The 14798-nt window shown below is 70.1% G+C and carries 14 protein-coding genes; 8 read left to right on the top strand and 6 right to left on the bottom strand.

The annotated features are described in order from the left end of the window. Positions 1 to 31: 31 nt before the first annotated feature. Together cysD and AB0A65_RS07970 are read left to right on the top strand one after the other, a co-directional pair. Positions 32 to 934 carry a sulfate adenylyltransferase subunit CysD gene (gene cysD / locus AB0A65_RS07975; protein WP_359948074.1) on the top strand — a complete coding sequence of 301 codons (903 nt, stop codon included), beginning with the start codon at positions 32 to 34 and terminating at the stop codon, positions 932 to 934. After that, complete coding sequence (locus AB0A65_RS07970; protein ID WP_359948071.1) at positions 935 to 2212, top strand: GTP-binding protein; 1278 nt, start codon at positions 935 to 937, stop codon at positions 2210 to 2212. A gap of 48 nt (positions 2213 to 2260) precedes the next feature. Here the strand turns inward: AB0A65_RS07970 and AB0A65_RS07965 are convergent, their stop codons facing one another. The 5 genes from AB0A65_RS07965 to AB0A65_RS07945 form a co-directional block, all read right to left on the bottom strand. Then, on the bottom strand, positions 2261 to 2602 hold the full coding sequence (locus AB0A65_RS07965; protein WP_359948068.1) for an MmcQ/YjbR family DNA-binding protein: 342 nt from the start codon (positions 2600 to 2602) through the stop codon (positions 2261 to 2263). 39 nt (positions 2603 to 2641) lie between these two features. Further along, the gene (locus AB0A65_RS07960; RefSeq protein ID WP_359948065.1) at positions 2642 to 3343 is read right to left on the bottom strand and encodes a hypothetical protein; all 702 of its coding nucleotides are present in this window, start codon (positions 3341 to 3343) and stop codon (positions 2642 to 2644) included. A gap of 10 nt (positions 3344 to 3353) precedes the next feature. Next, positions 3354 to 3974, bottom strand: a complete 621-nt coding sequence (locus AB0A65_RS07955) for a DUF305 domain-containing protein (RefSeq protein WP_359948063.1) — start codon at positions 3972 to 3974, stop codon at positions 3354 to 3356. 84 nt (positions 3975 to 4058) lie between these two features. Next, entirely contained in the window at positions 4059 to 5006 is a 948-nt protein-coding gene (locus AB0A65_RS07950; protein WP_359948060.1) for a DUF3105 domain-containing protein, read from the bottom strand. A 141-nt stretch (positions 5007 to 5147) separates the two neighbouring features. After that, positions 5148 to 5849, bottom strand: a complete 702-nt coding sequence (locus AB0A65_RS07945) for a DUF3105 domain-containing protein (protein WP_359948057.1) — start codon at positions 5847 to 5849, stop codon at positions 5148 to 5150. 105 nt (positions 5850 to 5954) lie between these two features. Between AB0A65_RS07945 and argS the strand changes: the two genes are divergently transcribed. The 5 genes from argS to thrB are packed head-to-tail and all read left to right on the top strand — an operon-like array spanning position 5955 to position 12308. Beyond that, a complete protein-coding gene (gene argS / locus AB0A65_RS07940; protein ID WP_359948054.1) occupies positions 5955 to 7604 on the top strand; it encodes an arginine--tRNA ligase in 1650 nt (549 codons plus the stop codon). Continuing rightward, positions 7604 to 9001 carry a diaminopimelate decarboxylase gene (lysA, locus tag AB0A65_RS07935; protein WP_359948052.1) on the top strand — a complete coding sequence of 466 codons (1398 nt, stop codon included), beginning with the start codon at positions 7604 to 7606 and terminating at the stop codon, positions 8999 to 9001. Before argS ends, lysA begins: the two co-directional genes overlap by 1 nt. Positions 9002 to 9052: 51 nt before the next feature. Beyond that, the gene (locus AB0A65_RS07930) at positions 9053 to 10330 is read left to right on the top strand and encodes a homoserine dehydrogenase (RefSeq protein WP_359948050.1); all 1278 of its coding nucleotides are present in this window, start codon (positions 9053 to 9055) and stop codon (positions 10328 to 10330) included. A gap of 7 nt (positions 10331 to 10337) precedes the next feature. Further along, entirely contained in the window at positions 10338 to 11405 is a 1068-nt protein-coding gene (thrC, locus tag AB0A65_RS07925; protein ID WP_359948047.1) for a threonine synthase, read from the top strand. After that, on the top strand, positions 11406 to 12308 hold the full coding sequence (gene thrB / locus AB0A65_RS07920; RefSeq protein WP_359948044.1) for a homoserine kinase: 903 nt from the start codon (positions 11406 to 11408) through the stop codon (positions 12306 to 12308). Between the two features lie 304 nt (positions 12309 to 12612). On the opposite strand, the gene AB0A65_RS07915 is transcribed toward thrB, so the two are convergent. After that, positions 12613 to 13038, bottom strand: a complete 426-nt coding sequence (locus AB0A65_RS07915; RefSeq protein WP_359948739.1) for a hypothetical protein — start codon at positions 13036 to 13038, stop codon at positions 12613 to 12615. On the opposite strand from AB0A65_RS07915, the gene rho reads away from it, so the two are divergent. Beyond that, positions 12956 to 14788 carry a transcription termination factor Rho gene (gene rho, locus AB0A65_RS07910; RefSeq protein ID WP_359948699.1) on the top strand — a complete coding sequence of 611 codons (1833 nt, stop codon included), beginning with the start codon at positions 12956 to 12958 and terminating at the stop codon, positions 14786 to 14788. The two genes, AB0A65_RS07915 and rho, sit on opposite strands and share 83 nt — an antisense overlap. Positions 14789 to 14798: the final 10 nt, after the last annotated feature.

The raw sequence follows: 14798 nt of genomic DNA, 5'->3' as shown, positions 1-14798 counted from the left end.
CCGGGGTCGAGCTGAGAGGAGCACTGCGCCGGTGAGCGACTATCGAATCAGCCATACCGCCGCGCTGGAGGCCGAGGCGATCTTCATCTTCCGTGAGGTCGCGGCCACCTGTCAGCGCCCCGTGCTGCTGTTCTCGGGCGGCAAGGACTCGATCGTCATGCTGCACCTGGCGCAGAAGGCGTTCGCGCCCGCGCCGGTCCCGTTCCCGGTCATGCACGTGGACACGGGCCAGAACTTCGCGGAGGTCATCGACTACCGCGACCGCCGGGTCGCCGAGACCGGCGTGCAGCTCATCGTCGCGTCCGTGCAGGACGCCATCGACCGCGGCATGGTCACCGAGCCGCCGGACGGCACCCGCAACCGCATCCAGACGCCCGTGCTCCTGGAGGCCGCCGAGAAGTACCAGTTCGACGCCCTGTTCGGCGGGGCCCGCCGCGACGAGGAGAAGGCCCGCGCCAAGGAGCGCGTGTTCTCCTTCCGCGACGACTTCGGCCAGTGGGACCCCAAGAACCAGCGGCCCGAGCTGTGGAGCCTGTACAACGGGCGCGTCCACCCGGGCGAGCAGATCCGGGTGTTCCCGCTGTCGAACTGGACCGAGCTGGACGTGTGGCGCTACATCGGCTCCGAGTCGATCCCGCTGCCCGAGGTGTACTTCGCGTCCGAGCGGGAAGTGGTCGACCGCGGCGGGATGCTCTACGCCGTCAACGAGTTCATCAAGCCGCGCGAGGGCGAGGCGGTCTTCAAGGAGACCGTCAGGTACCGCACCGTGGGCGACGCGAACCTGACGGCCGGAGTCCGCTCCGAGGCGACGACGATCGAGGAGATCATCGCCGAGGTCGAGACCACCCGCGTCACCGAGCGCGGCGCGACCCGCGGCGACGACAAGACCTCTGAAGCGGCCATGGAAGACCGCAAGCGGGAAGGGTACTTCTAGATGACCGACACGCTGACCTCGCGCGAGGACACGCACGAGCTGCTGCGGTTCGCCACGGCCGGCTCGGTCGACGACGGGAAGTCGACGCTCATCGGGCGCCTCCTGTTCGACTCCAAGTCGCTCTTCGACGACCAGTGGGACGCCGTGGAGGCGGTCTCCGCGGGCCGCGGCGACGAGTACACCGACCTGGCGCTGCTCACCGACGGGCTCCGCTCGGAGCGCGAGCAGGGCATCACGATCGACGTCGCGTACCGCTACTTCTCCACGCCCGAGCGGAAGTTCATCATCGCTGACACCCCCGGGCACATCCAGTACACGCGGAACATGGTCACCGGCGCCTCGACCGCCGACCTGGCGCTGATCCTCGTGGACGCCCGCAAGGGCCTGGTGGAGCAGTCGCGGCGGCACGCGTTCCTGTGCTCGCTGCTGCGCGTCCCGCACATGGTCCTGTGCGTCAACAAGATGGACCTCGTGGACTACGACGAGGCCGTGTTCAAGCGCATCGAGAACGAGTTCAAGGCGTTCGCGACGAAGCTCGAAGTCCCGGACCTGACGGTGGTTCCGATCTCGGCCCTCAAGGGCGACAACGTGGTCCACCGGTCCGAGAACATGCCGTGGTTCCAGGGCCCGAGCCTCCTCCACCACCTGGAGAAGGTCCACATCGCCTCGGACCGCAACCTCGTGGACGTGCGCTTCCCGGTCCAGCACGTGATCCGGCCGCACTCCAGCGACAACCACGACTACCGCGGCTACGCGGGCCAGATCGCCTCCGGCGTCATGAAGCCCGGCGACGAGGTCATGGTGCTGCCCAGCGGCTTCACGTCCCGCATCGCGTCGATCGAGACCGCCGACGGCCCCCTCGACGAGGCGTTCCCGCCGCTGTCGGTCACGGTCCGCCTGGAGGACGAGCTCGACGTCTCCCGCGGCGACATGCTCTGCCGCCCCGGCAACCAGCCGCGCGTGTCCCAGGACATCGAGGCGATGGTCTGCTGGATGGACGAGGCCCGGCCGCTGCGCCTGCGCGGCAAGTACGCGATCAAGCACACCACTTCGGACGCGCGCGCCGTCGTCAAGGACGTGCAGTACCAGCTCGACGTCAACACGCTCCACCGCGACGAGTCGGCGAACGAGCTGAAGCTCAACGAGATCGGCCGCGTCACGCTCCGCACCACGAAGCCGCTCCTGTGCGACGACTACCGCCGCAACCGCTCCACCGGCGGCTTCATCATCATCGACGAGTCCGACAACCGCACCGTCGGCGCGGGCATCATCGTCTAGGCACCGCAACGAGAGAGGGCCCGGACCGTTTCGGTCCGGGCCCTTTTTTCAGGTCTCCTCCCACGCCTTCTTGACCCTGACGGGCGCCTTGGCGTACCAGGCGTCCTCGATCAGCTCGGTGAGCCGGGGCTCGTCGATGCGGTCGAGGTCGACGAGGATCATCGCCGACCCGTCGTAGTGCCTGGTGGTGTAGAAGGCGGGGTCCCCGGAGGCGAGGAGGGCGGCCTTCTCGCTCGGGTCGCAGACGATGGCGAGGCCGCCTTCGGCCTCGGTGCGGAGTCGTGCGAAGAAGCGGCCCTTCACCTTCAATGAGGGCGTCTGCCAGCTGGTGGTCTCTTCGACCTCGGGGTAGCGCATCGCGATCTCGACCACGTCGTCCCAGGTAGCCATATGTCCATGTTCCCGCAAGGGTGCGACATTTTCAGGCCGTCAGGGGTTGATCCAGTTGCCGATCGTGATGAGGCTCGCGGCGGAGGCGCCGAGGACGGCGGTGGCGACGACGGCCGCGGCCAGGAGCCGCAGGGGCGTCTGGGTCCAGTCGGGGCCGATCTGGTGGCGCATCGCGGGCATCGAGCCGGTGCCCGGCTCGGGCTGCGGGGACTCGACCGCGTCGGGGATCTCGACGGCCTTGGGCCGCATGAAGGCCGACGTGGGGAGCAGCTGCGTGTCGTCGGAGCGGAGGCCGCCGTCGATGCGCACGTGGTCGACCTGGACCGTGACGGGCCCGACGGCGCCCCGCAGGCCGTCGCCGACCCGCGCGAACTGCGTCGTGTCGTCGGCGCGGGGCCGCGAGGGCTCCATGCGCGGCTGCGAGGTCTCCCACGAGTACCGGAACCGGTTGGAGGACTGCATCTCCGGCTGCGAGCCCTCGCGTCCGGCCCGCGGGACGGACCAGCCGCCCGCGCTCGGCTCCTCGCGGGGCGCGGAGGGCTCGAAGCGGCCGTGGTCGTCGGGGCGCTCCCAGGAGTAGCGCGGCCGGGACGGCTCGCGCGTGTGGGGGAGCTGGCCGGAGACGGTGTCGACCTGGACGGTCTTGAGCTCGTCGGTGCCGCGGCCGTCCCCGACCCGGGGCAGCTCCCCGGTGGTCGGGTGCGCCGGGTCGCCGTATCGCGGTCCCCAGTTGTCGCTCACGGCGGACTCCCTAGTTCTCGACGGTCGAGAGGATCCGGTCGCGGTGGCCTTCGAGGTTCTCGATCTCGGCCTGCTGCACCGTGATCGTGCGCTGCGCCGCGTCCGCGACCAGCTCGTCGTCCGTGAGGTCCAGCGCGGCCTTCGCCATGTCGACGCCGCCGATGTGGTGGTCGATCATCAGGTTCGCGAACATGACGTCCGCGTCGGTCCCCGTGGTGGTCTTGAACTCCGCGAGCTCCTCGTCGGTCGCCATGCCGGGCATGAGCCCGCCCGCCTCCTCGGAGTCGTGGGCGTGCTCCTCGCCGGCCCACGCCATCGGCTCGCCGCTGGAGAGCTGCACGCCCCACTGGCGCAGCCAGGTGCGGTACATGCCCATCTCGGCGCTCTGCGACGTGGCGATGTCGTACGCGACGATCTTCATCGTCTCGTCCGAGCCGTTCTGCCACTCGTACATCGCCATGTCGACGGCCTGCTGGTGGTGCGTGATCATGTCGCGCGCGAACCCGGCCTCGACGGAGTCGTTGCCGGGCGAGGACGTGCCGACCACGTAGCCGACCGCCCCGCCCGCGGCGAGCATGAGCACGGCGGTGATCGCGATCAGTAGTGCGGGCCTGCGCCACAAGCCGCTCATTGGTCCTCCTTCGGCGGGCGCCCTCGCGGAGCGCCCGCACCCTCGTGATGCCTAACGAGCGTCGGCCCGAAAGGTTCGCCGCGGTCACCCGGCCGTCTGGGCGTCCTCGACCGTGGTGGAGACGCCGCCGGAGCAGTTCGCGTTCGCCTCGGCGGTGTTGTCGGCGTTCTGGATGTAGTAGTCCAGGAACTCGTCGATCTTCGGGTCGTTGATGTCGTTCGTCTGGTACTGGACGCCCCACGCCTGGATCGAGACCTCGGTGCCGAGCTCCGGGTAGGGGCTCATGAGGGTGTAGTCGCGGCCGTTGATCTTCTCGGCGAGCTGCGCGATGCCGTCGCCGTCGACCAGGGCCGGGTCGTAGGTGAGCCACACGGCGCCGTGCTCCAGGGAGTGGACCGCGTTGCCGTCGACGATCGCGGCCGCGTACACCGAGCCGGTGCAGGTCTGCCACGCGCCGAGGTGGTTGCCGCCCGAGGGCGGGGTGGTCTCGTATTCGAGGGCGTCGTTCGAGGTGTCCTCGTCGCCGTCGACGTGGGTCTGCTGGACCACCCACGGGTGCTCCAGGTCGTCCTCGGTGACGTCGCCGTCCTGGAGGGCCGAGGAGACCTCGGAGTAGTTGGCGAAGTCGCCGTAGTAGTCGGTGACGCCTTCCGGGGGCTGGCTCCGGTCCCAGACGACGAACACGGCGGCCCCGATCAGGCCGAGCGCGACGACGCCGACGCCGCCGAACGTGAAGATCATTCCCCACGGCTTCGGCTGCTTCACCTGGACCGCGCGGCCCTTGCGGCCGGGCCCGGACTTCGCGTCCTTCTTCGCCGAGGAGTTGTCGAAGGCGCTCTTGCCGGAGCTCTTGGCGGGGGTCTTCCCGGCGCCCTTGGCCGGGGTCTTGCCCGCGGCCTTGGCCTTGGACGAGCCCTTGGCCTCGGCCGACTCCTTCACCGGAGTCTCCTCGGCGTCCTTGTCGGTGCCTTTGCCTTTGCCAGTGCTGCCCTTGCCGGCGCTCTTGGTGGCGGATTGCTTCTTGGTAGCCATATCGCGGGGCGTGCCTCTATCGTCGACGACAGGTTGAGCCAGCGGCACCGGGGGAGGGCCCGGCATGAACACCACTCGCGTACGCCACCTTACCTGGTCGGGCCGCGACCGTTCTTTAGAGCGCGGCCCGTTCCCGCCCCGCTACGACTCGACCGTCGTGTTCACGCCCCCCGCGCAGGTCGCCATCGACTCCGGGTTGAACCGCTCGTTGAGGACGAACTCGTCCAAGTACGCCTCGATCACCGGATCGGCCGGGTCGTCCGTCTGGTACCGGTTCCCCCACGACTGGAGCGACACCGCGGGCCCCTGCCCCGGGTACGGGCTCATCAGCGAGTAGTCGCGGCTCTGGATCAGCAGCGCCAGCGCGTCCACCGCCTCCGGCGCCACCAGCTCCGGGTCGTACGTCAGCCACACCGCCCCGTGCTCCATCGAGTGGACCGCGTGCCCGTCGATCAGCGGCGCGTCGTACACCGACCCCGTGCACGTCTGCCACACGCTCAAGTGGTTCCCGCCCGCCGGGGGCACCAGGTCGTACACCGGCGGCTGGCCGTCCCAGTCCGTCGCCACGTCCACGTGGTCCTGCTGCGCCACGAACGGGTACTCCAGGTCCTCGGCGGTGACCTCGCCGTCCTGGATCGCCGCCATCACCGTCACGTAGTCGCCGTACTCCCCGTAGAACGACTCCACGCCCTCGATCGCGACGTCCTGCGCCGCCTCCTGCGAGGACTGGTCGGCCGCGGCCCCGCCGTCGTCCCCCGAGTCCTCGGCCGGAGTGCAGGCCGCGAGGGCCGCCAATGCGAGGAGGGGGGTGATCGCGGTCCAGCGGGTGCGAAGCGTGCGCATGTTCGGGAGCCTTCCGTCGGAGTTGCCACTCCACAACCTACCGGTGCAGGCCACACGCGCCTTTATCACTCGCAGGCGCCGGAGCCGGGAGTCTACGATTACCGGGTGACTCCTGAGACGCTCGCAGAGAAAGTGCTGTCCGCTACGCGCGCTGCCTTCGAGGCCCTCGGCCTCGACACCGCCGTACTGCCCGCCGTGACGGCGGTGGAGCGACCCAGGGACCCCAAGCACGGCGACTACGCCTCCAACATCGCCCTCCAGACCGCGAAGAAGGCCGGGACCAACCCGCGCGCCCTCGCCGAGAAGATCGCCGAGAACCTGGCCAGCACCGACGGCGTCGCCAAGGTCGACATCGCCGGACCCGGCTTCCTCAACATCACGGTCGACGCGGCCGCCGCGGGCGAGATCGCCGGGCAGATCGTCGCCGCCGGCGCCTCCTACGGCGCCAACGACTCCATGTCCGGGCAGAACGTCAACCTGGAGTTCGTGTCCGCGAACCCCACCGGCCCCGTGCACATCGGCGCCGTCCGCTGGGCCGCCGTCGGCGACGCCCTCGCCCGCGTCATGCGGGCCTCCGGCGCGCAGGTCACCTCCGAGTACTACTTCAACGACGCCGGCTCCCAGATCGACAACTTCTCCAAGTCGCTCCTCGCCAGCGCCAAGGGCGAGCCGACCCCCGAGAACGGCTACGGCGGCGCCTACATCGCCGACATCGCGGCCGAGGTGCTCAAGCGGCGCCCCGACGCGCTCGACGCCGACGACCCGCAGGAAGTCTTCCGGCAGGTCGGGGTCGAGCTCATGTTCGCCGAGATCAAGAGCGACCTCGAAGCGTTCGGCACACACTTCGACGTGTTCTTCAACGAGAAGGACCTCCACGACAAGGGCGAACTCGACGCCGCCGTGGAACGGCTCGACAAGCAGGGCCACATCTTCGAGTCCGAAGGCGCCATCTGGCTGCGCACCACCACCTTCGGCGACGACAAGGACCGGCCGCTGAAGAAGTCCAACGGCGAGTGGACCTACTTCGCCGCCGACTGCGCCTACTACCTCGACAAGCGCGAGCGCGGCTTCGGCAAGCTCGTGTTCATGCTCGGCGCCGACCACCACGGCTACATCGGCCGCATGCAGGCCATGAGCCGCGCCTTCGGCGACGAGCCGGGCACCATGGAGATCCTCATCGGCCAGCTGGTGAACCTCCTGCGCGACGGCAAGCCCCTGCGGATGTCCAAGCGGGCGGGCACGGTCCTCGGCCTCGACGACATCGTCTCCGCGATCGGCGTGGACGCCGCCCGGTACGCGCTGGCGCGCTACTCCGCGGACTCCTCGATCGACCTCGACATCGACCTGTGGACCAAGCACTCCAGCGACAACCCGGTCTACTACGTGCAGTACGCGCACGCCCGGATCGCCGGGGTCCTCCGCAACGCCGCCGACCGCGGCGTCGCCAAGGGCGACACCTACGACGCGTCGGTCCTCACCCACGAGCGCGAGTCGGACCTGCTCAAGGCCCTCGCCGAGTTCCCGTCGGTGGTCGCCACCGCCGCGGAGCTGCGCGAGCCGCACCGGATCGCCCGGTACGCGGAGGAGCTGGCCGGGGCCTACCACCGGTTCCAGCACGACTGCCGGGTCCTGCCGATCGGCGACGAGGAGCCCACGGACCTCAACCGCGCGCGGCTCTGGGTCGTCGACGCCACCCGCACCGTCCTCGCCAACGCGCTGGCGCTGCTCGGCGTCTCGGCCCCGGAGCGGATGTAATGCGCACGCACGAAGCCGGTGCACTGCACGGCGACTTCGACTCGCTGCGCCCGTCGTGGCTCGGCGTGCCCGCGGACGTGAACACGATCCTCCCGCAGTTGTGGGCGAAGAACGTCGAGCGCGCGGAGGACGGCGTCCTCCACGTCGGCGGCGTGTCCGCCGAGAAGCTGGCGGCCGAGTTCGGCACGCCCGCGTACGTGTTCGACGAGGACGACTTCCGGGCCCGCTGCCGGGCCTGGACCGAGGCGTTCGCCGACGCCGACGTGTTTTACGCGTCGAAGGCGTTCTGCTCCAAGGCAGTGCTCCGCGCCGCCGCCGAAGAGGGCCTGTTCGTGGACGTGTGCACCGCGGGCGAGCTCGCGGTGGCCCTCGCGGCCGGGCTCGACCCGGCCCGGCTGGGGCTGCACGGGAACAACAAGTCGCTCGCCGAGCTGCACCAGGCCGTGGAGATCGGGGTCGGCCGGATCGTGGCCGACTCGTTCCAGGAGATCGAGCGGCTCGAAGCGATCGGGAAGGAGCTCGGGAAGCGCCCGAACGTGATGATCCGCGTGAACGTGGGCGTCGAGGCGCACACGCACGAGTTCATCGCGACCGCACACGAGGACCAGAAGTTCGGTTTCTCCCTCGCCGACGGCGTCGCCTACGATGCGGCGCGCCGCGTCATCGCCGCCGAGCACCTGAACCTCCTGGGCCTGCACTCGCACATCGGGTCGCAGATCTTCGACACCGCCGCGTTCGAGGTCTCGGCCGCGCGCGTGGCCCGCCTCCAGGCGAAGCTCCAGGCCGACTTCGGGATCACGCTCGACGAGCTGGACCTCGGCGGCGGCTTCGGCATGGCCTACACGACGCAGGACGACCCGCAGCCGCCCGCCGACATCGCCTCGTCGCTGCGCAAGATCGTGGCCGACGAGTGCGCGGCCGCGGGGATCGGCGTCCCGCGCCTGTCGATCGAGCCGGGCCGCAGCCTCGTCGGGCCGTCGATGTTCACCCTCTACGAGGTGGGCACCGTCAAGCCGGTGACGCTCTCGGGCGGGGCCTCGCGCCTGTACGTCTCGGTCGACGGCGGCATCTCCGACAACATCCGGACGGCGCTCTACGATGCCACCTATTCGGCGACGCTCGCCTCGCGTTCGTCCACCGCGACACCGGCGCTCGCCCGCGTTGTGGGAAAGCATTGCGAATCCGGCGACATTGTTGTTAAAGATGAATTCCTCCCGGCCGACGTGAAGCCGGGAGACCTGCTCGCGGTCCCTGGAACCGGCGCCTACTGCCGCTCCATGGGCTCGAACTACAACCACGTGCCGCGTCCGCCGGTCGTGGCCGTCCGCGACGGCCAGGCCCGGGTGATCCTGGCACGCGAGACCGTCGACGACCTCTTGCGTCTCGACGTCGGCTAGACCGGGCGCGCCCGCGCGTCCGGCTGAACCCACAGAAAGAGGACACCAGCGATGAAACTCGCGCTACTCGGATGCGGCAACGTCGGCAGTGAAGTCGTGCGCCTCATGCGAACGCGCGGGGAGGAGCTGGCGGCCCGGGTGGGTGAGCCGGTCGAGATCGTCGGCATCGCCGTGCGCCGCCTCGACCGGGACCGCTCGCACCTGCCGGTGCCCAAGGAGATGTTCACCAACGACGCGCTGGGCCTGGTCAAGCGCGAGGACGTCGACATCGTCGTGGAGGTCGCCGGGGGCATCGAGCCCGCCCGCACCTGGATCACCACCGCCCTCGGCGAGGGCAAGTCCGTCGTGACCGCGAACAAGGCCCTCCTCGCCGAGGACGGCCCGGCGCTGTCGGCCGCCGCGAAGGCGGGCGGCGCGGACCTCTACTACGAGGCCGCCGCCGCGGCCGCCATCCCGCTCATGCGCCCGCTGCGCGAGTCGCTGCACGGCGACACGATCAACCGGGTCCTCGGGATCGTCAACGGGACCACGAACTACATCCTCAGCAGCATGTCGCAGACCGGCGCCGCGTTCGAGGAGGCACTCGGCGAGGCCACCGAGCTCGGCTACGCCGAGGCGGACCCGACCGCGGACGTCGACAACTACGACGCCGCCGCGAAGGCCGCGCTCATCGCCTCGCTCGCGTTCCACACCCACATCGACCTCGGCGAGGTCTACCGGGAGGGCATCCGCGACGTCTCCGCCGCCGACATCGCGTCGGCCGCCGCCGAAGGGCGCGTCGTCAAGCCGCTGTGCATCGCCACCCGGGAGGCCGACGGCGTGTCCGTGCGCGTCCACCCGGCGATGATCCCGCGCAACCACCCGCTCGCGAACGTCAACGGCGCGTACAACGCCGTGTTCGTCGAGGCCGAGTCCGCCGGCCGCCTCATGTTCTACGGTGCGGGAGCGGGCGGCACCGAGACCGCGTCGGCGGTGCTCGGCGATATCGTGGCGGTGGCGCGCAACAAGCGCGGCGGGATCACCGCGTTCCCGCCCGAGGCCGCCTACCAGGACCTGCCGGTGAAACCCATCGGCGAGGCCCGCACCCGCTACCACGTCAGCCTCGACGTGGTGGACGAGCCCGGCGTGCTCGCCCGCGTGGCGGCCACCTTCGCCCACCACGGCGTCAGCCTCGCCACCGTCCACCAGTCCGGCCGCGGCGACGACGCCCAGCTGGTGGTGGTCACCCACACGGCCGCCGACAAGCAGTTGTCGGACACCGTCGAAGAACTGTCGCAGCTGACGTCGGTGCACCAGGTCACCAGCGTCATGCGCGTCGAAGGAGAATAGGGACGCCATGTCCAGCAACATGCGCCCGGGGTGGCGCGGCCTGATCGAAGAGTTCAGGGACCGCCTCCCCGTCACCGAGGCCACCCCCGTGGTGACCCTCCAGGAGGGCGGCACGCCGCTGCTCCCCGCGCCCGTCCTGTCCGCGAAGACCGGCTGCGACGTGTACCTCAAGATCGAGGGCCTCAACCCGACCGGGTCCTTCAAGGACCGCGGCATGACGCTCGCGGTCTCCAAGGCCGTCGAGGACGGCTCGAAGGCCGTCATCTGCGCCTCCACCGGCAACACGTCCGCGTCGGCCGCGGCCTACGCCGCCCGCGCCGGGATCACCTGCGCGGTCCTCATCCCCGCCGGGAAGATCGCCCTCGGCAAGCTCGCCCAGGCGCTCGTCCACGGCGCCAAGGTCCTCCAGGTCGACGGCAACTTCGACGACTGCCTGTCCATCGCCGACAAGCTCGCCGTCGAGTACCCGGTCACGCTCGTCAACCACCTGAACTACAACCGCATCCTCGGGCAGAAGACCGCCGCGTACGAGGTCGTGCAGGTCCTCGGCGACGCCCCCGACATCCACTGCCTCCCGGTCGGCAACGCGGGCAACATCACCGCCTACTGGCTCGGGTACAACGAGGACCATGCCGCGGGCGCGTCCACGAAGCTCCCGCGGATGCTCGGCGTCCAGGCCGCCGGGTCGGCCCCGATCGTCGACGGCCGCGTCGTGGAGCACCCGCAGACCATCGCCACCGCGATCCGCATCGGCAACCCGGCATCGTGGACGAAGGCCCTCGACGCCAAGGCCGAGTCGAACGGCGACATCATCGCCGCCACCGACCGCGAGATCCACGCCGCGTACATGCTCCTGGCCCGCTCCGAAGGCGTCTTCGTCGAACTCGCCTCCGCGGCCTCCGTCGCGGGCCTGCTCAAGCAGGCCGCCTCGGGCTGGCTCGCACCCGGCCAGACCGTCGTCTGCACGGTCACCGGCAACGGGCTCAAGGACCCCGACTGGGCCGTCTCCACCGCGCCGCAGCCGCAGACCGTCCCCGTGGACGTCCTGCAAACCGCGACCGCGCTGGGACTCTAGTTGGAAGCCATCACGACCGGGCCGCGGGCCACCGTCCGCGTCCCGGCCACCTCAGCGAACCTCGGGCCGGGCTTCGACTCGCTCGGCCTCGCCCTCGACCTGTGGGACGAGGTCACCGCCGAGGCCACGAGCGGCACGAAGGTCCACGTCACGGTCGAAGGCGAGGGCGTCGGCACCGTCCCGGGCGACGAGCGGCACCTCGTCGCCTCCGCGATGCTCCGCACGTTCGCCTCGCTCGACCTCGCGCCGCCAGGACTGAACCTCAAGTGCCGCAACAGGATTCCGCACGCCCGCGGGCTCGGGTCCTCGTCGGCGGCGATCGTCGCGGGCATCATGCTCGCCGACGCGCTGGCCGGGGCCGGCCTCACCCGCGCCCAGAAGCTCAAGCTCGCCAGCGAGATCGAGGGCCACCCCGACAACGTGGCCCCGTGCCTCCTCGGCGGCTTCACCATCGCCTACTCCACAGAGGACGGAGCGCGGGCGGTCGCCCTCGACCCGTCCCCGCGCCTGCACCCGTGGGTCTACATCCCGCGGTCGAAGGGGCTGACCTCGGTCGCCCGCGCGGCGCTCCCGGACAAGGTCGGGTACGCCGACGCGGTGTTCAACCTCTCGCGTTCGGCGCTGCTCGTGGCCGCGGTGACAGTGCGTCCCTCGCGGCTCTTCGAGGCCACCGACGACCGCCTCCACCAGCGGTTCCGTGCCGCGGGAATGCCGGAGAGCGCGAGGTTGTTGGAACAGCTGCGCTCCGCCGGGATCGCAGCCGCGATCTCGGGCGCAGGGCCAACAGTGCTCGCCCTGGCGGTGGACGGCGCACCCGTTCCCGAGGCCCCCGAGGGCTTCGAGGCGAGGCGCCTGGACGTCGCCGACGGCGCAGTGCAGGTCGCACCCGTTCCCAGCGAATGATCCTCGGGTCCGTTGTTGGGAATGGCAAAGGTGCGCTACTATTCCAGTTAGACGACCACCCGGTGTCGTGACTGCTCGAAGCCTTGCTTATGCTTGTGGTCACAACAGCTGCGGCGCATCCAGCGCACGCCTGATCTCTTGTTTGGGTCTTCACCCTCAACCATGGATTTGTGACTTTGCAAAGCTCCAGCGTGGCATGGCACGGTTTCGACGAAGGAACAGTCGCTGTCCGCATGGATCGCAATCAGCGGAGATCGGCGCCACGTGTCTCACCGTGCACGATCATTCAACGCGAGCTCGCCGGTCACAAACCCAGAGGCGTCGCCTCGATCAGGACCGTCTGCTCAGCTGACGGCCCAGGGGTGTTGCACCCGGTGTCAACCGTCGTCTTCCATCCGCCGCGCCCGCTCGGGCCGAGGCGGTCGAAGCGATGGCGGGACGCAGACCAGAACATCGGCATTGCGGCTATTTGAAAGACGCGGAAACTCCTCGAATCCCATTCGAAGTTCCGCCAGGGAAGGAATCCATTGAGCGACACCACCGGCACGACGTCGGACCGGATGAGCGATGCGGCGCCGGCTTCGGGAGAGGAACTCCCCGAGGCCAGGAAGCGCCGCCGGGCAGGAACCGGTCTGGCCTCACTGCTGATGCCCGAGCTCCAGCAGATGGCGCAATCGCTCGGCATCACCGGCGTTGGCCGGATGCGCAAGAGCGAGCTGATCGCCGCCATCCAGGAACGGCAGGATGAGGGCTCGCAGCCCGGCGGTGCCAGCGCAGAACAGGAGGCCCCGCCAGTGCCTGACTCCGAACACACACCGACCGCCGAGGGTCCGCAGGCCACTGTAGACACCGCACCGGACGACAACGGCTCCGAGAGCGCCGACGCCAAGGGCGGCAGTGCCGTTCGCCGGGCCACCCGCCCGGCCGGCCCGCCGCAGCCGCGCCGTCGTCAGGAGCACCAGTCGACCGTGCAGGACGCGGAGGAGAACGGGAGCGGCGACGCGAACGCGTCGTCCGCGCAGTTCGAGTCCGATGAGGACCGGCCGCAGCGCCGCCGCCGCACCCGTGAGAACGGGCGCGAGAACGGCCGCCAGGACGGCGGCCGCCGCGACGACCAGCCCGAGTCCCGCAACGAGTCCCGTGAGCGCCGCAACGAGCGCAACGACGACTACGACGACGACCGCGGCCCCCGCGACGGGGACGGCGACGGCCGCCGCCGCAAGCGCCGGGACCGCTCCGACCGCCGCCAGCGCGGCGGGCGCGACGAGAACGAGCGCGGCCCGCAGGGCGGCGGCAGCGGCGGCGCCCAGAACGACGAGCTGCTCGTCCCGGTCGCCGGCATCCTCGACATCCTCGACAACTACGCGTTCATCCGCACCACCGGCTACCTCGCCGGACCGGACGACGTGTACGTCTCGATGTCGCAGGTCCGCAAGTACCGGCTGCGCCGCGGCGACGCCATCACGGGCGCCGTCAAGCCCACCCGCGGCGAGGAGCCCGGGAACGGCAACGGCGGCAACCAGGGCAAGCAGCGCCGGGAGAAGTACAACCCGCTGGTGCGCCTCGACACCGTCAACGGCATGAACCCCGAGGACGCGAAGAAGCGCGACGAGTTCTACAAGCTCACGCCGCTGTACCCGCAGGAGCGCCTGCGCCTGGAGACCGAGCCGAACGCGCTCACCACCCGGGTCATCGACCTGGTGGCGCCGATCGGCAAGGGCCAGCGCGCCCTCATCGTCTCGCCGCCGAAGGCCGGCAAGACGATGGTGCTCCAGGCGGTCGCCAACGCGATCACCACGAACAACCCCGAGTGCCACCTCATGGTGGTCCTCGCGGACGAGCGGCCCGAAGAGGTCACCGACATGCAGCGCTCGGTGAAGGGCGAGGTCATCGCCTCGACCTTCGACCGCCCGCCGTCGGACCACACCACGGTCGCCGAGCTCGCCATCGAGCGCGCGAAGCGCCTCGTGGAGCTCGGCCACGACGTGGTCGTGCTGCTCGACTCGATCACCCGTCTGGCCCGCGCGTACAACAACTCGTCGCCGGCCTCCGGGCGCATCCTGTCCGGCGGCATCGACTCCACCGCGCTCTACCCGCCGAAGCGCTTCCTGGGCGCCGCGCGGAACATCGAGCACGGCGGGTCGCTGACGATCATCGGCACGGCGCTGGTCGAGACCGGCTCCATGGGCGACATGGTGATCTTCGAGGAGTTCAAGAGCACGGGCAACACCGAGCTCAAGCTGGACCGGAAGATCGCCGAGAAGCGCACGTACCCGGCGATCGACGTCCACCAGTCGAGCACCCGCAAGGACGAGCTCATGATGAGCCCCGAGGAGCAGGCGGTCATGCTGAAGCTCCGCCGGGTCCTGTCCTCGCTGGAGCCGCAGCAGGCCATCGACCTGCTCATCGACCGGCTGAAGAAGACCCAGACGAACGCCGAGTTCCTGATGTCCATCGTCAAGAGCACGCCCGGCGAGTAGTCGGACGAGG

The sequence above is a fragment of the Glycomyces sp. NPDC047010 genome (assembly GCF_040644205.1).
In the GTDB taxonomy this organism is placed as follows: domain Bacteria; phylum Actinomycetota; class Actinomycetes; order Mycobacteriales; family Micromonosporaceae; genus Glycomyces.
The sequence above is the reverse complement of the archived record's forward strand: the minus strand, read 5'-3'. Positions and strand labels throughout refer to the sequence as shown.